The sequence below is a fragment of the Pseudomonas sp. LB3P31 genome (genome assembly GCF_054897945.1).
Genome location: NZ_CM142710.1, coordinates 4,244,272 through 4,268,845, shown reverse-complemented (window position 1 = coordinate 4,268,845; position 24,574 = coordinate 4,244,272). Strand labels below are relative to the sequence as shown.

Annotated in this window: 22 protein-coding genes and 4 tRNA genes; 8 read left to right on the top strand and 18 right to left on the bottom strand. The window is 59.9% G+C overall.

Translation table 11 applies throughout. The features are described 5' to 3' along the window. Positions 1 to 2 precede the first annotated feature (2 nt). Genes ACYZTK_RS19410 through ACYZTK_RS19400 form a run of 3 tightly spaced genes read right to left on the bottom strand, consistent with a single transcriptional unit; the run spans position 3 to position 3,854 of the window. Positions 3 to 1,271 (bottom strand): OprD family porin, encoded by a 1,269-nt coding sequence (locus ACYZTK_RS19410; RefSeq protein ID WP_462011315.1) that lies wholly within the window; start codon positions 1,269 to 1,271, stop codon positions 3 to 5. A 16-nt stretch (positions 1,272 to 1,287) separates the two neighbouring features. Then, on the bottom strand, positions 1,288 to 2,493 hold the full coding sequence (locus ACYZTK_RS19405; RefSeq protein ID WP_462011314.1) for a benzoate/H(+) symporter BenE family transporter: 1,206 nt from the start codon (positions 2,491 to 2,493) through the stop codon (positions 1,288 to 1,290). Then, positions 2,490 to 3,854, bottom strand: a complete 1,365-nt coding sequence (locus tag ACYZTK_RS19400) for an aromatic acid/H+ symport family MFS transporter (RefSeq protein ID WP_462011313.1) — start codon at positions 3,852 to 3,854, stop codon at positions 2,490 to 2,492. Before ACYZTK_RS19400 ends, ACYZTK_RS19405 begins: the two co-directional genes overlap by 4 nt. A gap of 233 nt (positions 3,855 to 4,087) precedes the next feature. Between ACYZTK_RS19400 and ACYZTK_RS19395 the strand changes: the two genes are divergently transcribed. The 3 genes from ACYZTK_RS19395 (at position 4,088) to ACYZTK_RS19385 (ending at position 6,336) form a co-directional block, all read left to right on the top strand. Next, positions 4,088 to 4,714 (top strand): DUF1780 domain-containing protein, encoded by a 627-nt coding sequence (locus ACYZTK_RS19395; RefSeq protein ID WP_462011312.1) that lies wholly within the window; start codon positions 4,088 to 4,090, stop codon positions 4,712 to 4,714. 89 nt (positions 4,715 to 4,803) lie between these two features. Next, positions 4,804 to 4,977 carry a DUF3094 domain-containing protein gene (locus ACYZTK_RS19390; RefSeq protein WP_162437803.1) on the top strand — a complete coding sequence of 58 codons (174 nt, stop codon included), beginning with the start codon at positions 4,804 to 4,806 and terminating at the stop codon, positions 4,975 to 4,977. 60 nt (positions 4,978 to 5,037) lie between these two features. Beyond that, entirely contained in the window at positions 5,038 to 6,336 is a 1,299-nt protein-coding gene (locus ACYZTK_RS19385) for an NAD(P)/FAD-dependent oxidoreductase (RefSeq protein ID WP_462011311.1), read from the top strand. 219 nt (positions 6,337 to 6,555) lie between these two features. Here the strand turns inward: ACYZTK_RS19385 and ACYZTK_RS19380 are convergent. From ACYZTK_RS19380 to rluD, 7 genes are all read right to left on the bottom strand, one after another. Beyond that, positions 6,556 to 6,632 (bottom strand) — tRNA-Pro (locus tag ACYZTK_RS19380). A 95-nt stretch (positions 6,633 to 6,727) separates the two neighbouring features. Next, positions 6,728 to 6,803 (bottom strand) — tRNA-Lys (locus ACYZTK_RS19375). A gap of 5 nt (positions 6,804 to 6,808) precedes the next feature. Then, positions 6,809 to 6,885 (bottom strand) — tRNA-Pro (locus tag ACYZTK_RS19370). A 9-nt stretch (positions 6,886 to 6,894) separates the two neighbouring features. Continuing rightward, positions 6,895 to 6,970, bottom strand: a tRNA-Asn gene (locus tag ACYZTK_RS19365). A 300-nt stretch (positions 6,971 to 7,270) separates the two neighbouring features. Continuing rightward, positions 7,271 to 9,835, bottom strand: a complete 2,565-nt coding sequence (clpB, locus tag ACYZTK_RS19360) for an ATP-dependent chaperone ClpB (protein ID WP_462011310.1) — start codon at positions 9,833 to 9,835, stop codon at positions 7,271 to 7,273. A gap of 129 nt (positions 9,836 to 9,964) precedes the next feature. Beyond that, positions 9,965 to 10,690 (bottom strand): peptidoglycan editing factor PgeF, encoded by a 726-nt coding sequence (gene pgeF, locus ACYZTK_RS19355; protein ID WP_462011309.1) that lies wholly within the window; start codon positions 10,688 to 10,690, stop codon positions 9,965 to 9,967. Continuing rightward, positions 10,687 to 11,649 (bottom strand): 23S rRNA pseudouridine(1911/1915/1917) synthase RluD, encoded by a 963-nt coding sequence (rluD, locus tag ACYZTK_RS19350; protein WP_462011308.1) that lies wholly within the window; start codon positions 11,647 to 11,649, stop codon positions 10,687 to 10,689. Before rluD ends, pgeF begins: the two co-directional genes overlap by 4 nt. 151 nt (positions 11,650 to 11,800) lie before the next feature. Here rluD and ACYZTK_RS19345 point away from each other — a divergent pair, with 151 nt between their 5' ends. From ACYZTK_RS19345 to ACYZTK_RS19330, 4 genes are all read left to right on the top strand, one after another. Then, positions 11,801 to 12,823, top strand: a complete 1,023-nt coding sequence (locus tag ACYZTK_RS19345; RefSeq protein ID WP_462011307.1) for an outer membrane protein assembly factor BamD — start codon at positions 11,801 to 11,803, stop codon at positions 12,821 to 12,823. Positions 12,824 to 12,957: 134 nt separating this feature from the next. Next, positions 12,958 to 13,191 (top strand): PP0621 family protein, encoded by a 234-nt coding sequence (locus ACYZTK_RS19340; RefSeq protein ID WP_462011306.1) that lies wholly within the window; start codon positions 12,958 to 12,960, stop codon positions 13,189 to 13,191. Then, the gene (locus ACYZTK_RS19335) at positions 13,181 to 14,770 is read left to right on the top strand and encodes a sensor histidine kinase (protein WP_462011305.1); all 1,590 of its coding nucleotides are present in this window, start codon (positions 13,181 to 13,183) and stop codon (positions 14,768 to 14,770) included. Before ACYZTK_RS19340 ends, ACYZTK_RS19335 begins: the two co-directional genes overlap by 11 nt. 2 nt (positions 14,771 to 14,772) lie before the next feature. Beyond that, complete coding sequence (locus ACYZTK_RS19330) at positions 14,773 to 16,113, top strand: sigma-54-dependent transcriptional regulator (RefSeq protein WP_462011304.1); 1,341 nt, start codon at positions 14,773 to 14,775, stop codon at positions 16,111 to 16,113. An 84-nt stretch (positions 16,114 to 16,197) separates the two neighbouring features. Here the strand turns inward: ACYZTK_RS19330 and thiO are convergent, their stop codons facing one another. The 7 genes from thiO to ACYZTK_RS19295 are packed head-to-tail and all read right to left on the bottom strand — an operon-like array spanning position 16,198 to position 22,950. After that, complete coding sequence (gene thiO, locus ACYZTK_RS19325; protein WP_462011303.1) at positions 16,198 to 17,298, bottom strand: glycine oxidase ThiO; 1,101 nt, start codon at positions 17,296 to 17,298, stop codon at positions 16,198 to 16,200. A gap of 51 nt (positions 17,299 to 17,349) precedes the next feature. Beyond that, complete coding sequence (locus ACYZTK_RS19320) at positions 17,350 to 17,754, bottom strand: type IV pilin protein (RefSeq protein WP_462011302.1); 405 nt, start codon at positions 17,752 to 17,754, stop codon at positions 17,350 to 17,352. Positions 17,755 to 17,768: 14 nt separating this feature from the next. After that, positions 17,769 to 20,846 (bottom strand): pilus assembly protein, encoded by a 3,078-nt coding sequence (locus ACYZTK_RS19315; protein ID WP_462011301.1) that lies wholly within the window; start codon positions 20,844 to 20,846, stop codon positions 17,769 to 17,771. After that, positions 20,833 to 21,315, bottom strand: a complete 483-nt coding sequence (locus ACYZTK_RS19310) for a pilus assembly PilX family protein (protein ID WP_462011300.1) — start codon at positions 21,313 to 21,315, stop codon at positions 20,833 to 20,835. Before ACYZTK_RS19310 ends, ACYZTK_RS19315 begins: the two co-directional genes overlap by 14 nt. Positions 21,316 to 21,326: 11 nt before the next feature. Beyond that, a complete protein-coding gene (locus ACYZTK_RS19305) occupies positions 21,327 to 22,040 on the bottom strand; it encodes a PilW family protein (RefSeq protein ID WP_462011299.1) in 714 nt (237 codons plus the stop codon). Then, on the bottom strand, positions 22,037 to 22,483 hold the full coding sequence (pilV, locus tag ACYZTK_RS19300) for a type IV pilus modification protein PilV (RefSeq protein ID WP_462011298.1): 447 nt from the start codon (positions 22,481 to 22,483) through the stop codon (positions 22,037 to 22,039). The genes ACYZTK_RS19305 and pilV overlap by 4 nt, the downstream gene beginning before the upstream one ends. After that, entirely contained in the window at positions 22,480 to 22,950 is a 471-nt protein-coding gene (locus ACYZTK_RS19295; RefSeq protein WP_462011297.1) for a GspH/FimT family pseudopilin, read from the bottom strand. Before ACYZTK_RS19295 ends, pilV begins: the two co-directional genes overlap by 4 nt. Before the next feature lie 130 nt (positions 22,951 to 23,080). Between ACYZTK_RS19295 and ACYZTK_RS19290 the strand changes: the two genes are divergently transcribed. Further along, positions 23,081 to 23,623 carry a GspH/FimT family pseudopilin gene (locus tag ACYZTK_RS19290; RefSeq protein ID WP_462014934.1) on the top strand — a complete coding sequence of 181 codons (543 nt, stop codon included), beginning with the start codon at positions 23,081 to 23,083 and terminating at the stop codon, positions 23,621 to 23,623. Here ACYZTK_RS19290 and ispH read toward each other — a convergent pair. Then, on the bottom strand, positions 23,600 to 24,547 hold the full coding sequence (gene ispH, locus ACYZTK_RS19285; protein ID WP_266012058.1) for a 4-hydroxy-3-methylbut-2-enyl diphosphate reductase: 948 nt from the start codon (positions 24,545 to 24,547) through the stop codon (positions 23,600 to 23,602). The two genes, ACYZTK_RS19290 and ispH, sit on opposite strands and share 24 nt — an antisense overlap. Between the last annotated feature and the right edge of the window lie 27 nt (positions 24,548 to 24,574).

The following is a 24,574-nucleotide window of genomic DNA, read 5'->3' as shown; positions in this document are numbered from 1 at the left end:
CGTCACAGCAACGTCCACGTGTAGCTGAGAATCAAACGATTCTCGTCAATGTCACTGCGGTAGTTTGAGCGCGCCATCACATTGCGCACTCGCACCCCGAGGCCTTTGAGGCTGCCACTCTGCAGCACATATCCCAGGTCAAGATCACGCTCGCGATCCTTGCCCTCGAACCCTTGCCCGGTGTCGACGTTATTACCAGAAATGTAACGCACAGTACTGGTCAAACCCGGCACGCCCAGCGCAGCGAAGTCGTAGTCGTAACGCGCTTGCCACGAACGCTCGTCGGTGTAGGCGAACTCGTAGGTCGGCACCTCGTTGCCCAGCGGCGAGATATTGGCAAACACCCGCGGAAACGCGCTGTCGCCGAACATCCCCTGGTAACCGACGTAAAACGTGTGACCGCCACGCTTGGCCGATAACAGGGAAAAGAACGCCTGGTTGTCGATGTTGCCCAGCAGCTTTTGGCCATCTTCGCGCGAATCGTAATAGCCAAGGTTGGCCCCCAGAATCCAGTCGCCCATGGGCTGACTGTGTTTGAGGCCGAGAAAACGCTGGTTGTAGATATCTTCCAGTTGCCCGAACCAGGCGCTGACCGAGCTGCGCTTATCGTTGAAGACGTATTCGGCGCCAGCAAAGTTGAAGCCGTCGCTGCTGACCTGACGCTGTGGCACATGGCCAAGCATGGCCTGCATTTTTTCGTCGCCCGCCTCATTGCGCAGGCTGGTGGTGTTCAAGTGGCCGCCCTGCAACGTCAGGCCGTTGATCTCGTTCGAACTGATGCTCGCGCCTTGATAGCTTGGCGGTAACAGGCGGATATCACTGAACGCCAGCACCGGCAGGTTGGGTTGCAACTCTCCCACTTTCAGCTCGGTTTTCGAATAGCGCACCTTCAACGCCGCTTCGATTCGGCTGTAATCATTCGCCGCGCGCCCGTCATCTTTTACCGGCAACAAACCGGTATTGACCCGGTCCGGACTGCTGTCGAGCTTGAGGCCGAGCAAGCCAATCACGTCTACGCCAAATCCCACGGGGCCCTGGGTGTATCCGGATTTGACGTTGAGAATGAAGCCTTGGGCCCACTCTTCAGCCTTCGATTGCCGGTTCGCCCCGACGATGTCGGAGAAGTCCCGGCTGAAATAGTAATTGCGTGCCTGCAAGGTGGCGCTGGTGTCTTCGATGAAGCCGCCCTCGCCTGCCATCGCCACGGTGGAGAAACTCGAGACGAGCGCCATGGACAACGCGGAACCGGTTGCTGGAAAAGTCTGTTTCATTGTCTTTCTCTTGTTTTTATTGATCGACAGTTGGAAGTGCTTCAGCCGCCGCGCTCTCGCGACGGGCGTTTAACAAAACATGGGTGACCATGCCAAAAATCAGCCCCCAAAATGCCGCAGACAAACCGAACAGCGACATGCCCGATGCAGTGGTGAGGAAGGTCACCAACGCCGCCTCGCGATCACTGGGCACCGCCATCGAGCCCGCCAATGCACCGGCAATCGCCGCGAACAGTGCCAGGCCCGCCAGCGCTGCAATCAGCTCCTTGGGAAACGCGGTAAACAACGAAACCAGGGTGGCGCCGAAGATCCCCAGCACCAGATAACAGAGCCCGCCGACAACGCCTGCAACGTAACGCTTGCGCGGATCTTCATGCGCCTCGCGCCCGGTACAAATGGCCGCAGTGATCGCCGCCAGATTCAGCCCGTGGCAACCGAAAGGCGCCAACAGCGCCGTGCCCAGTGCGCTGCTGGCGATGATCGGACCGGCCGGCGTCGGGTAACCACTGGCGCGCAGTACCGCCATGCCCGGGACGAACTGGCCGGTCAGCGCCACCATCACCAGCGGCAAGGCGATGTTGAGGGTCGCGCTGAGGGTGAACTCGGGCGTGATCCACACCGGTGTGGCCAAGCCGATCACCAGGGCTTCAGTGTGTAAATCGCCGGCGACAAAGGCTATCGAGCAGCCCACCAGCAGCACCATCAATACGGCGTAACGCGGCATCAGCCGTTTGCACACCAGGTAGGTGGCAAACATTGCCAGCACCAGCATCGGCTTGCCCTGCAACGAGACGAACAGCCCGGTGCCGAAGCTGAACAGAATCCCCGCCAACATTGCTGCGGCAATGGCCGCTGGCAGCTTGCTGATGATCCGGTCAAATGCCCCTGACACCCCGACCAGAAAAATGATCAGGCTGCTGACCAGGTATGCACCCACTGCCTCCGGCATCGAGATCCCCGGTAGCAGCGCCACCAGCAATGCCGAACCCGGCGCCGACCAGGCAATGATCACCGGCACCCGGTAACGCAGGCTCAAGCCAATGCCCAGCACCGCGCTGCCGATGGAAATCGCCCAGACCCACGACGACAGCACTTCCCGTGAGAGATGTGCGGTCTCGGCGGCCTGAAAAATAATCACCAACGGCCCCGCGTAAGAAATCACCGTGGCGATAAAACCAGCCACGGCTGCCGACAGGGAGAAGTCTCGCAACAAGCTTTTCATGATGCCTCGCCGACGGTTCCGGCAGGTGCAGCGTGGCGCAGGGACTGGGCTTGCCTGGCGCTACGCTTGCTGCTGATGGCAAACACGGTCATGGCAATCGCGGCCACCGCACCCGGCAAGGCAAAGGCCATGAAGTTCAGTTGCAGCGGCAGGTTGATACCGAGCAACGCGCCGCCCAGAAGCGGGCCGACAATCGCGCCGTTGCGCCCGATGCCCGAGGCCCAGCCCAGGCCGGTGGAGCGGATGGTCATCGAATAGAACTGCGCAGCGCAGGCGTACAACAGGATCTGCGAGCCGATGGTAGTAGCACCGGCGACGGCGATCAGCAGGTACAACAACGGCATCGGGCTGTTGAAACCGAGCAAGGTGATGGAAACAGCTGCCAAGGCAAAGAACACCGCCAACACCCGCGGCAGGTTCAATTTGTCACCCAGCACCCCGCCACCGACCGCGCCGAAAATCGCCCCGAAGTTCAGCACCAGCAGGAACGACAGACTCGAGCCCAGGCTGTATCCGGCGTTGGCCATTAGTTTCGGCAGCCACGAACTCAGGGCGTAGACCATCAGCAGGCAGCAGAAAAATGCCAGCCACAGCATCAGCGTGCGCAGTGCGCGACCCTCACGAAACAATTGCAGTACGGGAGTGCCGGTGCCCTTCACTTCGCTCATGTCGAGCTGATCGCTGGTTTGCGCGACGTAGGCCGGGTCGACTCGCTGAAGAATGTTGCGCGCTTCTTCATTGCGCCCCTGGCGCAGCATGAAACCTACCGATTCCGGCAGGAAGTACATGATCAGCGGCAACAGCAGCAACGGCAGTACCGCCACGTAAAACACCGACTGCCAACCGAAGCTCGGGATCAGCACGATGCCCAGCCCTGCCGAGAGCATGCCGCCCACGGAGTAACCGCTGAACATGATCGCCACCAGCGTGCTGCGGATTTTCTTCGGCGCGTACTCGTTCATCAAGGCCACGACGTTGGGCATCACTCCGCCGATGCCCAGGCCGGCGATAAAGCGGCAGACCCCAAATTCGGTGGGGTTACGCGCGAACCCGTTGAGCACGGTGAAACCGCTGAAGAGCATGACGCAGATGGTGATGGCTTTCTTGCGGCCAATGCGGTCCGACAGCGGGCCGAAAAACAGCGCGCCGAACATCATCCCGAACAAGGCGTAACTGCCGAGTGCCCCCGCCTGCAGGGGCGTGAGCCCCCACTCTTTCATCAACATCGGCAGCACCACGCCGTAGATCACCAAATCGTAACCGTCGAAGATGATGATCAAGGCACACCAGAACAGCACCATCCAGTGAAAGCGATTGAAGCGTGCGTTATCGATAACCTCATGTACGTCAATTTTGCGCATGGCTTTTATCTCTTTTTGTTGTTATTTGAGGACGGCGGTAAAGCGGCTAACGTCCCGTAAAGCCGAGGGTAAAGCCGCCAGACGCGGGGAAATATCCGCTGCGCGCAGATCGCTATCCGTTTTGTGCAAGGCCCTGGAACGGGCGCGGGGTGCAGGTGTGTTGCGCAAGACCTTTGCCCTGCTCCGACAAATTGTCTTCTTTGCCAGCGCATTTGAACGCTAAGCTTGGGCCTATGGATGACTCTGATTACTTACGCCTGCTGACCATTGCGGCCGAGCAAGCCAACGCGTTCCTGTCCAATGCCCGCAAATGGGAGCGCGAGCGTTGGGTGTGCCAGCGCCTGTTGCAAGGGCTGAACATTCCCTATCGCGTCGACGAATTTGCGCCAGCCGGGGAACCGCCCGACGTGCTGTTCCGCGACGCCAGTTTTGAGGTGTTTTTTGTATTGGACGAAGGCCGACGCCTTAACGATGAGTGGCGCGACGAGCTGCAACGGCGGCGCAGCGCATTTTCCCTGAGTTCGCTGGTGCGCCGCGAAGCCAAGCCCAAACGCATCCCGGCCAACGAATTCCTGATGCGACTGGCACCGACCTTGCGCAAGAAAGCGCACAACTACAAAGAGCGCGGCATGGACCTTGGCGAGCTCGACATCATTGCCTTCGCCAGCCTCAAGCGCGAAGTGCTCGACCTCAACAGTCATTTCCCGCCGCCCACTGAATACCTGCGCCAGGGCTGGCGCTCGCTGTCGCTGGTGGGACCGACATTCGCCCGCGTGCTGTTCGCCCATCCTGATGCCCCGGACTTCCTGCGCAGCAACCTGGGTCGCAGCATTGTCTTCGACGTCGGCATCAGCCTGTGAGCCCCCCTGCAGGCATCGGCTATGCTCACCTTTATTGAATCAGCCTGTAGCTTTGATCAATTGCGCAACGTCTACCTGACGAGGGCTTTATGACCAGCCGCCTGAACCCCGACGACCAAAAGCATGTCGAAGAGTACCTGCACCTGTCCCAGCACCAAGTCGAGCGCCGGCCATTTCGGCCGTGGATGCTCCTGGTACTGGTGTTGGCAGTGACCATAGGTTTAGGCCTGTTGAGCCGATTTATCAGTTACCTGACGCTATGAGCCGCGTTGCGCTCGCGAGGGTAGTTGCACCGATTTCTTTTAGCCTTGCGAGATATCCCCATGACTCATCGTATTGTCATCGTTGGCGGCGGCGCCGGCGGTCTGGAGTTGGCTACCCGTCTGGGTAAGACTCTGGGCAAGCGCGGCACGGCCAGTGTGATGCTGGTCGACGCGAACCTGACCCACATCTGGAAACCTTTGCTGCACGAAGTGGCTGCCGGATCCCTGAACTCGTCCGAAGACGAACTCAACTACGTCGCCCAGGCAAAATGGAACCACTTCGAGTTCCAGCTGGGGCGCATGAGCGGTCTTGATCGCGCGCAGAAAAAGATCCAGCTGGCCGCCACTTACGACGAAGCCGGCATCGAACTGGTACCGGCCCGCGAGCTGGGTTACGACTCGCTGGTGATTGCAGTCGGCAGTACCACCAACGATTTCGGCACCCAGGGCGCGGCGCAGCATTGCCTGTTCCTCGACACCCGCAAACAGGCTGAGCGCTTCCACCAGCAATTGCTCAACCACTACCTGCGAGCGCATGCCGGGCAGACCGACACCGTCGAGCAAATCAGCGTGGCGATCGTCGGCGCCGGTGCCACCGGGGTCGAGCTGGCCGCCGAGCTGCACAATGCAGCGCACGAGCTGGCCGCCTACGGCCTGGACCGGATCAAGCCGGAAAACATGCACATCACCCTGATCGAAGCCGGGCCACGGGTGTTGCCTGCCCTGCCGGAACGTATTGGCGGGCCTGTGCATAAAACCCTGGAGAAGCTCGGGGTCAACGTCATGACCAACGCGGCCGTGAGTGAAGTGACCGCCGATAGCCTGATCACCGCCGATGGCAAAGTGATCAACGCCAGTCTGAAAGTGTGGGCCGCCGGGATTCGTGCGCCGGGGTTCCTCAAGGACATCGACGGCCTGGAGACCAACCGCATCAATCAGCTGCAGGTGCTGCCGACGCTGCAGACCACCCGTGACGAAAACATCTTCGCCTTCGGTGACTGCGCCGCTTGCCCGCAACCGGGGACCGATCGCAACGTGCCGCCACGCGCCCAGGCGGCGCATCAGCAGGCGTCCTTGCTGGCCAAATCGCTGAAGCTGCGGATCGAGGGCAAGGCGTTGCCTGAGTACAAGTACACCGACTATGGCTCGTTGATCTCGCTGTCGCGGTTTTCGGCTGTGGGTAACTTGATGGGCAACCTGACCGGGAGCGTGATGCTCGAAGGCTGGTTGGCCCGGATGTTCTACGTGTCGCTGTATCGCATGCACCAGATGGCGTTGTATGGCGCATTTCGTACGGCGATGCTGATGCTGGGCAGCAAGATCGGACGCGGCACCGAGCCGCGGTTGAAACTGCACTGATTTCAGATCAACTGTAGGAGCGAGCCTGCTCGCGATGGCGGTATGGCAGTCAGCATCTGCATCGGCTGAAAAACCGCTATCGCGAGCAGGCTCACCCCCACAATGGTTTACCCTTTTTTTCCCACATTGATCTCCGGCGACTTGGAGATCTGTGTTTAGTTTTCAATTTTCAACAGACAAAAAAAATCCCCGTATCTTTCGATACGAGGATTTTTAATATGGTCGGGGTAAGGGGATTCGAACTCCTGACATCCTGCTCCCAAAGCAGGCGCGCTACCGGACTGCGCTATACCCCGGTAAAAAAAGGCGACCTTTACAAGTCGCCTTCTTCGATCAGGGCTTTTGGCCGCTGACCTTAAGATTCGATTCCAGCGTTAACTGGTTTCAAAAATGGTGGGTCGTGTGGGATTCGAACCTACGACCAATTGGTTAAAAGCCAACTGCTCTACCAACTGAGCTAACGACCCAAAAATGGTCGGGGTAAGGGGATTCGAACTCCTGACATCCTGCTCCCAAAGCAGGCGCGCTACCGGACTGCGCTATACCCCGGTTTGAAATTGGCTCCGTGACCAGGACTCGAACCTGGGACCCAATGATTAACAGTCATTTGCTCTACCGACTGAGCTATCACGGAACTACATATTTCAATTACAACATTTGAAGCTTTTACTGCGTCTCTTCGACCCGTCTGCATCGCTGCGTTCGTGTGTCTGAGGCGCGCTATTCTACAATCTTAAGCACCTCTGTCAACCCCCTAAATTGCATTCAAGTTAATGATTTGCAACTTATTTCAGATTTCCGCTTGGGGAGCAGAAACCCTTCCGGGTGACTTACTGCGGGGCGCACTTTACAAGCCTTTTCCTTTGAGTTCAACAGCCTAACGAAAAAAAGGCCTCGCAATGCGAGGCCTCCCAGGTTTTGTTGCCGACTTCGATCAGATGAACACGATCTCGTCGTTTTCCACCGTACCCTTGGCGGTGTCCCCGGCCATGAACCGACCCGACAGGATCAGCTGTGCCAGCGGGTTTTCGATCCAGCGCTGGATCGCACGTTTTAGTGGCCGTGCGCCATACACCGGGTCGTAGCCAACGGCGATCAGCTTGTCCATCGCTTCAGGGCTGAGTTCAAGCTTCAGCTCCCGTTCGGTCAGGCGGCTGCGCAGGCGACTCAACTGGATCTCGGTAATGCCCGCGATCTGATCACGCGCCAGTGGCTCGAAGATCACCACTTCGTCGACCCGGTTGATGAACTCTGGCCTGAAGTGTGTGGAAATCGCATCCATCACCGCCGCGCGCTGAGCCTCGCGATCGCCTACCAGCTCCTGGATCTGCACCGAGCCCAGGTTCGAGGTCATGACAATCACGGTATTCTTGAAATCCACCGTGCGGCCATGACTGTCAGTCAGGCGGCCATCTTCCAACACTTGCAGCAGGATGTTGAAGACATCCGGGTGGGCCTTCTCGACCTCATCCAGGAGGATTACCGAGTAAGGCTTGCGACGCACTGCCTCAGTCAGGTAACCGCCTTCTTCATACCCTACGTATCCTGGTGGCGCACCGATCAAGCGAGCCACGGAATGTTTCTCCATGAACTCTGACATGTCGACCCGGATCATCGCCTCTTCAGTATCGAAGAGGAACTCGGCCAGGGCCTTGCACAGCTCGGTTTTGCCGACACCGGTCGGGCCGAGGAACATGAAGGAGCCGCTCGGACGGTTCGGGTCGGACAACCCGGCCCGCGAACGCCGCACCGCGTTGGAAACGGCGATCACCGCTTCGTCCTGGCCGATCACGCGCTGGTGCAACAGGCTTTCCATCTTCATCAGCTTGTCGCGCTCGCCCTCGAGCATTTTCGACACCGGAATGCCGGTCCACTTGGACACCACTTCGGCAATCTCTTCCTCAGTGACCTTGCTGCGCAGCAACTGGTTTTCGCTCTTGCCGTGCTGGTCGACCATTTGCAGGCTGCGTTCCAGGTCCGGGATCACCCCATACTGCAACTCGGCCATACGGTTCAGGTCGCCTTTGCGCCGGGCCGCTTCCAGCTCCTGCCGGGACTGCTCGATTTTCTGCTGGATCTGCGCAGAGCCCTGGACTTCGGCTTTCTCCGCGTTCCAGATTTCCTCGAGGTCCGAGTACTCACGCTCGAGACGGGCGATTTCTTCCTGGAGTTTTTCCAGGCGCTTGATCGCCGCTTCGTCGCTTTCTTTCTTCAGCGCCTGGGATTCCACCTTCAGTTGAATCAGCCGGCGCTCCAGACGGTCCAGCACCTCCGGTTTGGAGTCGATCTCCATGCGGATGCGGCTGGCGGCCTCGTCGATCAGGTCGATGGCTTTGTCCGGCAACTGGCGATCGGTGATGTAGCGGTGACTGAGCTTGGCCGCCGCGATGATCGCACCGTCGGTAATCGCCACCTTGTGGTGAACCTCATAACGCTCTTTCAGGCCACGCAGGATCGCGATGGTGTCCTCTTCGCTCGGCTCATCCACCAGTACTTTCTGGAAGCGCCGCTCGAGTGCCGCGTCCTTCTCTATATATTGGCGGTACTCGTTGAGCGTCGTGGCGCCAACGCAGTGCAACTCACCCCGGGCCAGTGCCGGCTTGAGCATATTGCCCGCATCCATCGAGCCTTCGCCTTTACCGGCGCCGACCATGGTGTGCAGTTCGTCGATGAACAGAATGATCTGCCCTTCCTGCTTCGACAGCTCGTTCAGCAGGGATTTGAGCCGTTCTTCGAACTCACCCCGATACTTCGCACCGGCAATCAGCGCACCCATGTCCAGGGACAACAGGCGTTTGCCCTTGAGGCCATCCGGCACTTCACCGTTGATGATGCGCTGGGCCAGACCTTCGGCAATCGCGGTTTTACCCACGCCAGGCTCACCGATCAGCACCGGGTTGTTTTTCGTCCGGCGCTGCAGGACCTGGATCGTGCGGCGAATCTCGTCGTCACGGCCGATCACCGGGTCGAGCTTGCCTTCTTCGGCACGCTTGGTCAGGTCGACGGTGTATTTGTCCAACGCCTGGCGCGACTCTTCGTGGTTGGCGTCGTTGACGGCCTCGCCACCGCGCAGGTTGTTGATGGCATTTTCCAGGGCCTTCTTGCTCACGCCCTGGCCGAGCAACAACTTGCCGAGTTTGCTGCTCTCGTCCATCGCCGCGAGGAGCACCAGCTCACTGGAGATGAACTGGTCACCCTTCTGCTGGGCCAGGCGATCGGCCTGGTTGAGCAGGCGCGCCAGATCCTGCGACATGTTGACGTCGCCGGTCGGGTTCTGGATTTTCGGCAGCTGGTCGAGCTCTTTAGTCAGCTCTTTTCGCAAGCTGTTGACGTCGAAGCCCACCTGCATCAGCAGGGGCTTGATCGAACCACCCTGCTGTTCGAGCATGGCCTGCATCAAGTGCGCAGGTTCGATGCCCGGATGATCAAGGCCGACGGCCAGGGATTGGGCGTCGGACAGGGCTAACTGTAATTTGCTGGTTAAACGGTCTATACGCATAAGTCACCTTCCTTTTGAGCAGGCCGGACCTATAAACATCCTGAATGAAGAAACCTGCCAGATACCCCATTAGATGTGGTCGATTCTGGGAGTTTCAAGCGCCGCGAGGTTGACGCAGGTCAGGGAAGTCTAGCGCTCGAGCCAGATAAGGGAGGCAAATCTTCCAGTACGCGGGCTGCGACGGAAGGAAAAGAAACGTGGGTCGGTCACGGTGCAGAATCCGCCACCGTAGACAGCAGTGACACCGCGAGCAGCCAGGCGCAAACGCGCAAGCTGGTAGATGTCGGCCACGAATTTGCCAGCGTTGACGCTCGGCGTGAAGGCATTGGCTGCCTCGGGCAACTGCTCGACGAAGGTTTCACGCACCTCCGGCCCCACTTCAAAGGCTTGCGGGCCAATGGCCGGGCCGAGCCAGACCAGCACTTCTTCCGCCGGCACTGCCAGCGTATCCAGGGTGGCTTCCAGCACACCCGCCGCCAACCCGCGCCAACCGGCGTGAGCCGCTGCGACGCGAGTGCCGGCACGATCACAGAACAGCGCCGGCAGACAATCTGCCGTCATCGCCGTGCAGGCGATTCCGGGAGTTGCCGTCCAGCTGGCATCAGCTGTAGCGACCAGCCCCGGATCGGCGTGGGACACGGCAATCCCGTGTACCTGCTGTAACCAGGCCGGCTGTATGGCGAAATATTCGGTGAGGCGTCGGCGATTCTCGGCAACAGCTTCGGGGCTGTCGTCGACGTGATCGCCAAGGTTGAGGCTGTCGAACGGCGCCAGACTGACGCCGCCCGCACGGGTGGTCACACAGGCTTTCACCCCGGCAGGCGCAGGCCAGTCGGGAATCAGCCAGGCACTCATCCGATGAACGCCTCACGGTCTTGCTTGAGCAGGGTCAACAACCAGACGAAATCATCTGGCAATGGCGATTCCCAGCTCATGCGCTTACCGGTCGTCGGGTGATCCAGCTCCAGGAACCGCGCGTGCAGTGCCTGGCGCGGGAACGCCTTCAACGATTCGACCATGGTCACACTGGCTGCCGGCGGAATGCGGAAACGACCGCCGTAGGCAGGATCTCCGACCAACGGGTAGTTGATGTGCGCCATGTGCACACGAATCTGGTGCGTACGCCCGGTTTCCAGCTTGACCCGCACATGCGTGTGGGAGCGGAAACGTTCGAGCACGCGATAATGGCTGACGGCCTGCTTGCCACCTTCCATCACGGCCATGCGCTGGCGTTGCTGGCCATGACGACCGATCGGCGCGTTGATCTTGCCGCCGGCGGTCACCACACCAATCACGATGCACTCGTAGATGCGGCTGACGCTGCGGCTCTGCAACTGAGTAACCAGCTGTGTCTGCGCTTGAATGGTCTTGGCCACCACCATCAGACCGGTGGTGTCCTTGTCCAGGCGATGCACGATACCGGCGCGGGGCACATTGATGATGTCCGGCACATGGTGCAGCAAGGCGTTGAGCAAGGTGCCGTCAGCGTGACCGGCAGCCGGATGCACCACCAGGCCCGCAGGCTTGTTGATCACCAGGATGTCGTCATCTTCATAGACGATGTCCAGCTCGATGTCCTGAGCGATCCATTCGCCCTGAGCTTCCTGCTCGGCAGTCAGTTCAAGAATGGCGCCACCGTGAACGATGTCTCGCGGGCGGATAACCGCCCCATCCACAGTCAGGCGGCCGTCTTTGATCCAGGCGGAAAGGCGCGAGCGCGAGTGCTCAGCGAATAATTGTGCGGCGACTTGATCGAGGCGTTGGCCGCCCAATTCGGACGGCACCTCTGCGCTAAGTTCAATTTTATCGGACATGCTCAGACTAGGCGTCGGCACAGCTTTTGGTTTCGGCTGCGCGCTTGTGGTTAAATACGGCGTCTTTTGCCCCGAGGCTATGCAACGGGGCGCTCATCATAACAGGACGGCCCCGCCCAAGACAGCGGCCGTCATAGGGACGCAAGCCGCCATGCAAGTGAAACACCTGCTGCTGATCGCCATCCTCGCATTGACCGCTGCTTGCTCATCGAAGGAAGTCGTAGACGAAAACCTGAGCGAGGCCGAGCTGTACCAGCAGGCTCAGCAGGATTTGGACAACAATAGCTACACCGCCGCCACAGCCAAGCTGAAGGCGCTGGAGTCGCGTTATCCATTCGGTCGCTACGCCGATCAGGCTCAACTCGAGCTCATCTACGCCAACTACAAGAACACCGAGCCAGAGGCTGCGAAGTCTGCCGCCGAGCGCTTCATTCGCCTGCACCCGCAGCACCCGAATGTCGATTACGCCTATTACCTGAAAGGTCTGACCTCTTTCGACCAGGACGTCGGCCTGCTGTCGCGTTTCCTGCCGCTGGACATGACCAAGCGTGACCCGGGCGCTGCCCGCGACTCCTACAACGAGTTCGCCCAGCTGACCAGCCGCTTCCCGAACAGCCGTTACTCGCCTGATGCCAAGCAGCGCATGATCTACCTGCGCAACCTGCTGGCGGCCTACGAAATCCACGTTGCCGACTACTACCTGACCCGTCAGGCTTATGTAGCCGCTGCCAACCGTGGTCGTTACGTGGTGGAAAACTTCCAGGAAACCCCTTCGGTCGGTGACGGCCTGGCGGTGATGGTCGAAGCCTACCAGCGCCTGCACCTGGACGAACTGGCCAACACCAGCCTGGAAACCCTGAAGCTGAACTACCCGAACCACCCAAGCCTGGAAGACGGTCAGTTCAAGCCTTCGGTCGCCGAAGCGGACAACCGTTCGTGGCTGAGCAAGGCAACCCTGGGCATGATCGAGTCCCGTCCAGCACTGCCGCCGGGCGAAACCCGCGCCAACCAGGACGTGCAGAAGCAATTCCAGGATGCCAAGGACGCGATCCCGAACGATCTGAAGCCTAAAGATGAAAACGGCGACGTGATCGAAGAAGAGGAACAGGAGTCGGAAGGCAACAACGACGACCGGTCGTGGTTCAGCTACATGACCTTCGGCGTGTTTGACTGATCGTCATCTAATGCAAAAGGGAGACCCTCAGGTCTCCCTTTTTATTGTCTGTTTTTTGCTGCCGAGCTATTACGCTGTGCGCCTGCCCCGTCCTTGGCTAAACTGCTCTATCACTCGTCATAAAGCAGCTCACCATGCTTCGTTTATTGTTCTGGATCGCCCTGATTGCCGCCGCCATCTGGTTGTGGCGCAAGTTCAAGGGTCAGGCGTCAGCGCCCCGCTCGTCTGCCGAACGGGACGCGGCGCCGATGGTTCGCTGCGCTCATTGCGGCGTGCACCTGCCCCGTGATCGAGCGTTGAGCCTTCAGCAGCAATGGTATTGCAGCCAGGCTCACCTCGAGCAAGGCCCGGGCTCCAGTGACCGCTGAGACTACCCGTCCCGGCCACAAACAAGCCCAGCGACTGCTGCGCCTCTACCATCTCTACCGCCTGAGCGTCGGCATCACCCTGGTGCTGCTGATTTCCAGCAACATGGACAGCCAGCTGCTGTCACGGGTCAATGGCGACCTGCTGCGCAATGGCAGCTGGTTGTACCTGGTGTTGAACATTTTGCTGGTGGTGTTCCAGGAGAATACTCGCCGCCCTACCCAGCTGTTTGCCCTGGCACTGGTCGATGTATTGCTGTTGTGCGTGCTGTTCTACGCCGGCGGCGGCGTCGCCAGCGCGATCGGCAACCTGCTGATCGTCTCGGTGGCCATCAGCAACACCCTGCTACGCCGACGCATCGGCCTGCTGATCGCCGCCATCGGGGCACTGGGCATTGTCGGTTCGGGCTTTCTGCTGAGCTTCAGCCACCTGACCAGTCCCAACGACTACCTGCAGGTCGGCACGCTGGGCGCCTTGTGTTTCGCGGCGGCCCTGCTGGTGCAAGGCCTGAGCCGTCGCCTGGAAGTCAGCGAAACCCTGGCCGAGCAGCGGGCCAGTGAAGTGATGGGTCTTGAAGCTCTCAATGCGCTGATCCTGCAGCGCATGCGCACCGGCATCCTGGTGATCGACGAAGCGCGGCGCATTCAATTGGCCAACCACAGCGCCTTGAGTCTTTCAGGCGAGGCCAGCCTTGAGGGTCGCTCGCTCGATGAGACGTTTCCTGTATTGGTCGAACGCCTGCAGTTGTGGCTCAGCAACCCGACGCTGCGGCCCCAGAGCCTAAGAGTCGAGCGCAACGGCCTGGAGTTGCAGCCCAGTTTCATTGCCCTGGAGCGCAGTCCGCAGCAGCAGACACTGATCTTCCTCGAAGACCTCGCGCAAATCGCCCAACAGGCCCAGCAGCTCAAACTCGTCGCCCTGGGGCGCCTCACCGCCAGCATCTCCCATGAAATTCGCAATCCGCTGGGCGCCATCAGTCATGCCGCGCAGCTATTGCAGGAATCCGAGGAACTCAAAGGCGCCGACCGGCGTCTGACACAGATCATCCAAGACCATTCCCAGCGGATGAATCGGGTAATCGAAAACGTTCTGCAACTGTCCCGCCGCGAGCAAACCGTTGCGCAACGGCTCGACCTGAAGTCGTGGCTGGAGCAGTTCGTTGACGAAAACCGCGAGGGCGCGGCAGAGGGTCAAACGCTTCATTTGAACATCGGCGCGGGAGACTTCAAGACCTTGATGGACCCCAATCAGCTGACGCAGATTCTCGACAATCTGTTGCAAAACGCCTGGCGCCACAGTGCCCAGCTCCATAGCCAGGCACAAGTCTGGCTGGAGTTGTTCATTGACCCGCATAGCCAGCTGCCGGTCCTCGAAGTGCTCGATAACGGCCCGGGAGTCCCGGCGCAGTCCCAGGTTCATCTGTTCGAACCCTTTTTCACCACCAGCACCCAAGGCACTGGCCTGGGGCTTTATCTGTCCCGTGAGCTGTGCGAAAGCAACCAGGCCCGCCTAGACTTCAAACCACGCCAAGGCGGCGGCTGCTTTCGCATCACCTTTGCACACGGACGGAAACAAAGTTGAACATGAGCCCACTGCAAAAAGTTCTGATCGTTGACGATGAACCGGATATCCGCGAACTGCTGGAAATCACCCTGGGCAGGATGAAGCTCGACACCTTCAGTGCCCGCGACCTTGGCGAGGCCCAGGCCCTGCTGGCCCGCGAGTCGTTCGACCTGTGCCTGACCGACATGCGCCTGCCAGATGGCACTGGCCTTGAGCTGGTGCAGTACATCCAGCAACGCCATCCGCAGTTGCCGGTGGCGATGATCACGGCGTACGGCAATCTTGAGACGGCGATCAACGCGCTCAAGGCCGGTGCATTCGACTTCCTGACCAAACCGGTCGACCTCACCCGCCTGCGCGAACTGGTCAGCAGCGCCCTGCGCCTGAAGCCTGCGTGTGGCACCGGGGTTTCAATCGAACGCCGCTTGCTGGGCGATTCGTTGCCCATGCGCAACTTGCGCAAACACATCGACAAGCTGGCGCGCAGCCAGGCTCCGGTTTACATCAGTGGTGAATCTGGCAGCGGTAAAGAGCTGGTCGCACGATTGATCCACGAGCAAGGGCCGCGCGCCAACCAGCCCTTCATCCCGGTGAACTGCGGGGCCATCCCGTCCGAGTTGATGGAGAGCGAGTTTTTTGGTCATCGAAAAGGCAGCTTCAGTGGCGCCATCGACGACAAGCCCGGGCTGTTCCAGGCCGCCAACGGTGGCACGCTGTTTCTCGATGAGGTGGCTGACTTGCCCCTGGCCATGCAGGTCAAACTGCTGCGGGCGATTCAGGAAAAAGCCGTGCGCAGCGTCGGTGGCCAGCAGGAAACTGTGGTTGATGTGCGCATTCTTTGCGCCACCCACAAGGACCTCGATGCCGAGGTCGCCGGCGAGCGCTTTCGCCAGGATCTGTACTACCGCCTGAACGTGATCGAAGTGAGGGTGCCACCGCTGCGCGAACGTCGCGACGATATCGAGTCCCTGGCGGGACACATGCTCAAGCGGCTCGCCACGAACAGCGGCCAGCCTGCCGCTAAACTCCAGCCACAGGCGCTGGAAGCACTGAAAAATTATCGTTTTCCGGGCAATGTCAGGGAGCTGGAGAACGTGCTCGAACGCGCTTATACGTTATGCGAGAACAAGCAGATCGAGGCAAGCGACCTGCGCCTGATCGAGGGTAACTGCACGGCAGAGGGTGATGTGCCGGACCTGACGCAGATCGACAACCTGGAAGATTATCTGGAAAACGTCGAACGAAAACTTATCCTCCAGGCCCTGGAGGAAACCCGCTGGAACCGTACGGCGGCGGCTCAGCGGTTGAATCTTTCGTTTCGGTCGATGCGCTACAGGCTCAAGAAATTGGGGCTGGATTAAATCAAAAGATCGCAGCCTGCGGCAGCTCCTACAGGGGAATGAGATCTCCTGTAGGAGCTGCCGCAGGCTGCGATCTTTTGATCTTCAAAACCGTCCAACCGGTGCATAAGGCGCAGGATCAATAATCGGCTGCCGCCCCAACATTACATCCGCAAACAACTGGCACGACGCCGGCGCCAACACCAGACCATTGCGGTAATGCCCGCAATTGAGCCACAACCCATCGAAACCCGGCACCCTGCCAATGTAGGGAATACCTTCCGGCGAACCCGGTCGCAGCCCAGCCCAATGCCCGACGACTTCAGCCTCGGCCAACGCTGGTATCAACTCCACCGCCGAAGCTTTCAGGCTCTCCAGCGCCGATTCGGTCGGGCTCTTGTCGAACCCTTCATGCTCCAGGGTACTGCCAATCAGGATATGACCATCGCGCCGCGGGATCGCATAACGCCCCTTGGCCAGCACCATGCTCGGCAGAAAATCCGCCGCGCACTTGTACAGAATCATCTGCCCTTTCACCGGTTCAACCGGCAGGTCCAGGCCCAGGGTCTTGAGCAGATCCCCACTCCACGCACCCGCCGTCAGCACCACCTGATCACCGAGGATGGCGCCCGCCGAAGTCTGCACTCCCACTACCTGATCGCCCTGGAGAATGAATTCGCTGACCTCGCATTGCTCATGAATCGTCACATTCGGCAGCGCCAGCAACGCGGCCTTGAGCGACTTCACCAGCCGCGGATTGCGCACGTTCGCCACATCAGCCATGTAGATCGCCCGGGAAAAGCCGGGCCCCAGCACGGGCACTGCATCGTGCGCGGCCGAGAGGTCCACGGCCCGCAGCGGACGGTTTTCGCGCAAGGCCCAGGCCAGGGCTTCGTCTTCATCGTCCAGGTCAAGCCAGTACAGCCCGGTGGTATGGACTTCAGGATCGACCCCGGTCGCGGCAAACAAACGCGCGCCCAGCTGTGGATAAAAATCCTGCGACCAATGCGCCAGTGCGGTGACTGCCGGGCTGTAGCGCCACGGGTACAGCGGCGAAACGATGCCACCACCCGCCCAGGACGACTCCTGGCCGACATTCGAGCGATCCAGCAGTACAACGCTTTGCACTTCGGAGGCGAGATTGAAGGCCGTCAGCAAGCCAATCACTCCGCCGCCGACAATCACCACTTGCTGTTGCCTGGTCATGTTCTGATCCAATCGTTAAATAGACAGGGGCGCAAATGACGCCCAAAAAACTCAGCGACCCCAGCAATCCTTGGTGGTCAGGCCGGCGGTGGCATTTTCCATGCCTCTGGCGCCGGTGTCGGTGATGGTGAAGTTCCCGCACTTGTCAGTGGCCATGGCCGAGCCAGCTTTGCGCGTGGCCGTGAGCTTGAATGTCTGATCGGTCAAAGCCGAGGTAATGGTGTAATAGTCATTGCCCGGGCTCACGGTAGCACCGGTGTAGACGCTGGTTTTCGAGCTGGAATAATACCGTTCAAGCACCTGCGCCTGCTCGGAGAGCAAACCTGCCACTTCAGCGCGCCGACCTTTCTTCACATACTCGGTCAGGCTCGGATAGCCAATGGTGATGACGATCCCGATGATCGCAATCACGATCATGATTTCGATCAGGGTGAAACCTCGGTTGGATCTACGCATGCCTGCACTCTCGCTTACTGTATTTGTCGCCACATGATGCGCCGGCTACCACCACCGGCCTTCTCTACCAACGAGGTTGGCGTTCCGCTGGAATCGTTGACGATCTTGCGGGCGCCGCCGTTGACGATGGCGTTTAGCACCGGCATCCCGCCAGTGAATACCACGCCGCTGGAAATCGCGTCAGTGGTGTCTACCTTGCCGTCCCCGTTGGTATCGAGAACAGCATAATTGAGCATCTTACCGCTGAACGCATCCAGTTCGACCAGCTTGCCTGTGCCAAAACTGGCGCAAGGGTCCGTGGTTTCAACACTGGCGGTGGTGAAGACGATCCGCCCCAGCACCAGGGATGCCTGGTTGATCACCCGTTCACCGGTCAGCGCGCTGTTGTAGACCAGTGGCAAGTACCAGCCCTTCTCCGCCGGATAGGTCACGTCGTTCTGGCTGGTGGTGATGAATTGCCCGGCACTGCCCGAGAACACGCTTTGCACCGACTGCAGTTGCAGGTTGGCCGGGGTGAGCTGTCCAGCACCTCCGTCTGCGTCCCACACTGCGTAAAAAGCCTGCAGGTCCTTGTTGGTCTTGTCTGCGGTCTCATTGAACTTGCCCGTGCCGAAAAACACCACTTTGCCGCCTAGGGCGTTGTCGGCCAACAATGGTTGGGCAGTGATCGGCTGCAAGGCACCGCCCGCCGCGGTAAACAATGGTTTACCGGAAAATGCCACACCCCATGCAGCGGGGCTGGTACTGCTCAAGTCAAACTTCCACAGCCGTCCCTTGAGATCGCCGCCATAAGCTGCCTGCACCACATTTTGCGAGTTGACCTTAAGCTCCACCGAGGACAATCCGTTGTCGGTTTCGGTGCTGTCGACCACGATTTTCCTGATCAGCGAGCCGTTGCTGAGGTCGATCACGTACAGCGCGGCGACCCCCGAATTGCTGCCGTAGCCATTGGAGATAAACGCCGCCCAGCGGCCATCGTCCAGACGTGCCACTTCAGGGCGGGCATAGGCATATCCCAAGTCATTCAAGGGATTCGCCGGGATCGACGTCGCTGGCGCACTGATTTCCCACGAGGCCTTGGTCTCATTGCCCGTCGTAGCGTCAAACAGTTGTAGTCCGTAGAACGTCTTGCCGCCCGCCCCGGTGCCGCCGACTGCCATGGTTTTCCAGCCTGTGCCGATCTTGGCGTCAAATACGCCGACCTGTCCGTCGACCAGGAACTTGTGGCTGATGCCGTTGATGTAGGTGGGATCAGCGATGTAACGCAGCGATGGCAGGACACTGGAAGGCATATAGGCATAACGCCGGGTGCCATTGCTGGCGTTGATGACGCTGACAAATCCTTCGTTGCCGTTCACCACCAGGCTGGCAGTCATATTCGCAGCCTTGGTCGCCAGATAGGTGCTGTAACTGCTGTCACCGGCCAGATCGGAGGCGGTTTTCTCCGTGGGTGAGGCGAGCACCAACGGCGAGTTGATGATGTCGCCGAGCAATACGCTGCGCACCTTCAAGCCAGCCTTGTTAGTGCCCTTGCTCCACTCCACCAGGTCGGTGCCTTTGATGCTGGTGGGCAGGCCCTGGTTGAGGACAGTCTGCTGCGCCGTCGAAAAGCTGTTGAATGCCAGCGGCACCGCCACATTGTCCTGGGTGTTCCATGACTGATAAGTGGGCGCGGTCGCGCCGGGAGCGATGCTCTTGTCGGTGTTCCAGAGCACCGAAGCGGTATTCACCGCCCCCGTAGCGGTGAACCCGAAGGATTTGATGGTGCCGCGCCAGTCCTTGGGGTCGTAGCTGGTCTGGTAGTACGAAGAACCCACTCCCACGACTGCGCTGCTGGTGGTGCCGCTGCCGCCTGAGCCGGCCTTGGAAGTGATTTCGCTCAAGGCAGACGACAGCGCCGCGGTCAGGCCGGTGCTATCGGTGGCGAGGTAGTACTTGCCCTGGCCGTACTTCGCGGCGTCTTCCAGCATCTGATTGGCAGTGGTGAAACCCACGGTGTAGGTATTCATGTTCTGCTTGGGAAAGTCCGCCGAGTCCCAGGCTTTCTTCGCCACATCGACCCCCGTCGAACGCATGTCGATGTCGAAGGCAAACTTGGCGATGTCATCGAGGAACAGCGAGTCACCCTCGTCGTCACCGCCGAGGGGGTTGTCGCCATCGTTGTTGATCCCGTCCCAGTTGGGTAGCCTCGGGCCGCCCGGCGCAGTGGCTTGGGGATCATCGGTGGGGAAGGTTCGGTCATAAGTCGGCAACCCATCGGTGATCACCACGCCGTAGTTCTTCTGGCAGCGGTACTGGATCGGGCTGGTATAGGTCCTGGAGCCGTTGTAGTACGAGCCCAGGCCGCGCATGTAGCGGGTGACTTCGTAGTAGGTTTCGGCCAAGGGCGTGTTGGCGACTGCCCTCAAGGCGTCGATTGAATCGGTCAGCGCGTCGAATTTGGCTTGCGTGGTCAGATCGTCAACGGGGATGGCGATGTAACCACCGTTGCCACGGTTGTTGCTGGTGACCGCGTTGAAAGTCGCCAGGCCAATGCGCAGCGTACGGTTGGCGGTGACCAGCGAGGTCGATACGCTGCGCGCCACGCTGATCCGCGATTCGATGGGGATCGGCGAGTTGGATGTAGAGAAATCAGTCCGCTGGCCGTTGGCGAGACCTACGACATAGGCGATGTAATTCGCCGAATAACGAGTGTCACCGTTGCCCGCCGGGTCGGGTAGCTTGATGCACAGGGGCGCAACACTGTTGTTGTAAAACGCGTTGTAGCCGTTCGTACATCCTGATGTCGCCAGGCTCGAGAGGAATATCGAATCCCCGGTGATGGCTGTCGAGCTCAGGCACAGGCCCAGGAACGCATTGCACTCCCGGGCTGGCGTGCGGTTGATGGTGGAATCGAAGCCGGCCGCGTAGATGATGTTGTTCATGCTGCCGGAGTTATCGATCAGCAACATCACGTTGGGAGCCACCGCTGCCGCACTCAGCAGGGGCGAATCGGATGGGGTGAAGGCGTACGCCGGCGCCGTGAGATACAAGCCCAGCAACAGCCCACTGAGCATCTGCCACCAGCCGGTGCGCCGCTCAGTATTTCGCATAGATGCTCTCCACCACGCTGCGCACGTTGTTACCAAGCACGGCGACGGCCGTGACCCGGTACAGCGTTGCCGAAGTGTTGCTCGGCACGTTCACCGCGTTCAGGGTGGTCCCGATGTTCTGTACTCCGTAGAAACCATTGCCGGCAGCGATCCAGGTCACGCCCGACGTCGAGTTGAACCCGGCTCCAACAATCGAGGAAGACTCTGCGGGTGGCGCACACTGGGTGGTCCCACTGCACACAGGCAGCGTGAAGGTATCCAGTTGCACCGCGCTCTCGCCCATGCGCAGTGCCGCTTCGGCATTCTGGAACGATTGATTGCGCAGCGACACGCTGGTGGCCATTTTCTCCTGCAGGGTAGCGCTTTGCATTGAGGACAGGCCGATCAGCGTCAGCAACAGCAGAAACACCAGGCTGACCAACAGCGCCATGCCGCGCTGGGAATGAGGAACGGCAACAGGGATATTCATCGGCCCTCCCCTCATTGCAGGCGGTTGCGCAAAGCGGCAACCACATTGAAGGTTTGATCGCGGACCCGCTTGTTGGGGTCGGTGAGGGTCAATGTCAGGCGCACGCTGCGAATTCGCGCCGGGTCGGTCGGGTTGCTGCTGTAGCTGGACGCCGTGACCTCCGACGCAGAGCTGGCGAGACCGAAACTGACATCAAAGGCGCTAACGTTATCCACCAGCGTGTATTGGGTGGGCGTTCCGCCATGGGTGCCCAGCGTCAGCTGGCCGTTTTTCAGGCTGTAGATCAGGCGTCGGATCGGAAATGCCAGCTGCCCCGCCACGGGTGTTTTCGCCTGGGTATAGGCGATTGCGCTGTTTCGACAATCGGAAATCACCGTCCAGGTGGGTGTGCCGCCGTTGGCGCCGACATCCGCAGTCACCAGCGTGAGCTTGAGATTGGCGTTGTCCCAGCTGATGGGGGTGATCTGGCTGGCACTGAAGTCGCCGGCAGAGGATGCGTCGGTAATGCTCCCCAGGCAACCGAACATGCCGACCATGCGAATTTCCTGAATCATCTTGCCCAGCACAAAACGTGCGTCCTCCTGCATGTTGGTCGCGCTGTTCTGGCTGACGTAGGTGTTCTTGGCCGCAATGAAAATCTGCGCCACGCCCAACACCACTACCAGGCTCAAGGCGAGGGCGATCAGCAACTCGATCAGGCCGAAGCCTTTCTGCAGACGATTCATGGCGTCGATACCGGGTCGACGGTGGCACGGCTGGTCAGGACAAAACTGCGGCGCAAGGCAGTCGCCGCGGCACGGGAGTCATCCCAGGTGATGGTGATGGTATACACCCGCTGATTCAAGGCAATGCTGCCGGTGGCGGTGGCGCCGAGGGCGCTGACGATGTTGCTGCTGAAGTCGAAGAGGTCCTGGTCCCGGGCCACACTGAGGTTGCCCGAAGTTGGCGGCGTGATCGTGTAGTCCGCACCGGAGTTGGCGCGAATGCGGTCCATCATGTCGTAGGCGATAAAGCTCGCCTGGCTGGTCATCCGCGAGCTGTCGGTGTACTTCAACGCATTCAGCTGAATCGCCGCCGCCCCCAGCAGGCCCACGGTCAGAATCAATAATGCGACCAGCACTTCGATCAGCGTCATGCCCTCCTGGGCACGCTTGCTCCTTTGCCTCATCCGCAGTTTCCACCCAATTGAATTCGTCCGTTCAAACATACGTTCAGCGTCCTGCTTTGTGCCCCCAACACATAGCTGATCGCCACTGCAGTGGCCGGTACGGCAAGCCCGCCGAGATTGTTGAAACTAATGACGGTCACTCCTGAGGTTAGCGTCAGATTCGCCCCGCTGCTCATTGCCGGAACAACCCGCAATACATTGGCCGGGGAGCTGGTGATGTCAGAGACGGTCAATCCGCCGGTCCATGCGCCGCCGTCGGCAGGCCGAACCTGGGTGGTAATACCCCGGTCGATCGCTTCGAGCCGGGCAAAACTCAGGGCGCGGCGCAGGTCGCCGATTTCGGTGTCAGCCCGGGTGCTTTGCACCGAACTGGTGAACGCAGGTACGGCCAGGGTGAGCAGGACCAGGAAAATCGCTAACGCAATCAGCAACTCGATCAGCGTGAAACCTTTTGTACAACGATCCATCAGTGCCCTCCGTTGCCGTCGGCTATACCTGCTGTTACACGCTAGAACATTCGGCCGGCCGATGTTTGGTTGTTTTGCCATTACTCGCGCAGGAAATGCGCAGATGGTCACATTCCACGGAGGGAATGACATGCACCAGCGAGGCTTCAGCCTGATCGAACTGCTTATGGGACTGACGATTGCCGGGATTGTTCTGTCAATGGTCAGTCCGGTGTACGCGGCACTCAAGGAGTCCACTTTTCGCGAGGAGGCGGCGAAGTCACTGGCCACCGGCCTGCGCAGCGCGAGAAGCGAGGCCATCACACGCGGCCAGACGGTGATAATTCATGCCATCAATGACGATTGGAGCCAGGGTTGGCGGGTCATTGTCGACGCCAGCGGCCAGGGTTATGAAGACGACAGCAATCCGCTGCTGATCGAACGCCAGGGCAGCGGTCGAACAACGATTGTCGGCAATAAAAACGTCAAAAGCTCGATACGGTTCAGCCATCTTGGCGAACCGCTGCACGGCGGTTTTCAAGCGGGGACGTTGCACGTGTGCGCTACACGCGAGGCGGTCAGCCAGCACCAAGTAGTGCTGGCCTCGACCGGTCGCGTCAGCCTGCGCAGCGCCACGCTGCAGCAGGCGTTGTGCGTAGGGGGAGAAGACTCAGAGCAGGGAGCGGACGCGTAATTCCTTGGGCATGGAGAACGTGACATTCTCCTCACGACCGGCCAGCTCGTCGGCGCCAGTAGCGCCCCAGGCCTGCAATTGCTGGATAACCCCACGCACCAGCACTTCCGGTGCGGAAGCGCCTGCGGTAATGCCGATCCGCTGCACGCCATCGAACCAGCTCTTTTGCAGGTCTTCGGCGCCGTCGATCAGATAGGCCGGGGTGGCCATGCGTTCGGCCAGTTCGCGCAGGCGATTGGAGTTGGAGCTGTTCGGGCTGCCCACCACCAACACCACGTCGCACTCATCCGCCAGTTGTTTGACCGCGTCCTGGCGGTTTTGCGTGGCGTAGCAGATGTCGTCCTTGCGCGGCCCACCGATCGCCGGGAAGCGCGCGCGAAGGGCATCGATCACACGACTGGTATCGTCCATGGACAAGGTGGTCTGGGTAACAAAGGCCAGCTTGTCGGGATTGCGCACTTGCAGTTTGGCGACGTCTTCTTCGTCTTCGACCAGATAGATCGCCCCACCATTACTGCCGTCATACTGGCCCATGGTGCCTTCGACTTCCGGGTGCCCGGCGTGTCCGATGAGAATGCACTCACGGCCATCGCGACTGTAGCGCGCGACTTCGATGTGCACCTTGGTCACCAACGGACAGGTGGCATCGAACACTTTCAGGCCACGGCCAGCCGCTTCGGTACGCACGGCCTGGGATACACCGTGGGCACTGAAGATCACGATGACGTCGTCGGGCACCTGATCCAGTTCCTCGACGAAGATCGCTCCGCGGGCACGCAGGTCTTCGACCACGAACTTGTTGTGGACTACTTCATGGCGCACGTAGATCGGCGGCCCGAAGACTTCCAGGGCGCGATTGACGATTTCGATCGCGCGGTCCACGCCGGCGCAGAAGCCACGGGGGTTGGCGAGTTTGATTTGCATGCTGTGCCTCGTGTCTTGCGCGCGAAA

Bases quoted from the DNA above. Each gene is read 5' to 3' on its own strand.
- ACYZTK_RS19410 (WP_462011315.1), bottom strand. From the start codon at position 1,271: ATGAAACAGACTTTTCCAGCAACCGGTTCCGCGTTGTCCATGGCGCTC.
- ACYZTK_RS19405 (WP_462011314.1), bottom strand. From the start codon at position 2,493: ATGAAAAGCTTGTTGCGAGACTTCTCCCTGTCGGCAGCCGTGGCTGGT.
- ACYZTK_RS19400 (WP_462011313.1), bottom strand. From the start codon at position 3,854: ATGCGCAAAATTGACGTACATGAGGTTATCGATAACGCACGCTTCAAT.
- ACYZTK_RS19395 (WP_462011312.1), top strand. From the start codon at position 4,088: ATGGATGACTCTGATTACTTACGCCTGCTGACCATTGCGGCCGAGCAA.
- ACYZTK_RS19390 (WP_162437803.1), top strand. From the start codon at position 4,804: ATGACCAGCCGCCTGAACCCCGACGACCAAAAGCATGTCGAAGAGTAC.
- ACYZTK_RS19385 (WP_462011311.1), top strand. From the start codon at position 5,038: ATGACTCATCGTATTGTCATCGTTGGCGGCGGCGCCGGCGGTCTGGAG.
- clpB (WP_462011310.1), bottom strand. From the start codon at position 9,835: ATGCGTATAGACCGTTTAACCAGCAAATTACAGTTAGCCCTGTCCGAC.
- pgeF (WP_462011309.1), bottom strand. From the start codon at position 10,690: ATGAGTGCCTGGCTGATTCCCGACTGGCCTGCGCCTGCCGGGGTGAAA.
- rluD (WP_462011308.1), bottom strand. From the start codon at position 11,649: ATGTCCGATAAAATTGAACTTAGCGCAGAGGTGCCGTCCGAATTGGGC.
- ACYZTK_RS19345 (WP_462011307.1), top strand. From the start codon at position 11,801: ATGCAAGTGAAACACCTGCTGCTGATCGCCATCCTCGCATTGACCGCT.
- ACYZTK_RS19340 (WP_462011306.1), top strand. From the start codon at position 12,958: ATGCTTCGTTTATTGTTCTGGATCGCCCTGATTGCCGCCGCCATCTGG.
- ACYZTK_RS19330 (WP_462011304.1), top strand. From the start codon at position 14,773: ATGAGCCCACTGCAAAAAGTTCTGATCGTTGACGATGAACCGGATATC.
- thiO (WP_462011303.1), bottom strand. From the start codon at position 17,298: ATGACCAGGCAACAGCAAGTGGTGATTGTCGGCGGCGGAGTGATTGGC.
- ACYZTK_RS19320 (WP_462011302.1), bottom strand. From the start codon at position 17,754: ATGCGTAGATCCAACCGAGGTTTCACCCTGATCGAAATCATGATCGTG.
- ACYZTK_RS19315 (WP_462011301.1), bottom strand. From the start codon at position 20,846: ATGCGAAATACTGAGCGGCGCACCGGCTGGTGGCAGATGCTCAGTGGG.
- ACYZTK_RS19310 (WP_462011300.1), bottom strand. From the start codon at position 21,315: ATGAATATCCCTGTTGCCGTTCCTCATTCCCAGCGCGGCATGGCGCTG.
- ACYZTK_RS19305 (WP_462011299.1), bottom strand. From the start codon at position 22,040: ATGAATCGTCTGCAGAAAGGCTTCGGCCTGATCGAGTTGCTGATCGCC.
- pilV (WP_462011298.1), bottom strand. From the start codon at position 22,483: ATGAGGCAAAGGAGCAAGCGTGCCCAGGAGGGCATGACGCTGATCGAA.
- ACYZTK_RS19295 (WP_462011297.1), bottom strand. From the start codon at position 22,950: ATGGATCGTTGTACAAAAGGTTTCACGCTGATCGAGTTGCTGATTGCG.
- ACYZTK_RS19290 (WP_462014934.1), top strand. From the start codon at position 23,081: ATGCACCAGCGAGGCTTCAGCCTGATCGAACTGCTTATGGGACTGACG.
- ispH (WP_266012058.1), bottom strand. From the start codon at position 24,547: ATGCAAATCAAACTCGCCAACCCCCGTGGCTTCTGCGCCGGCGTGGAC.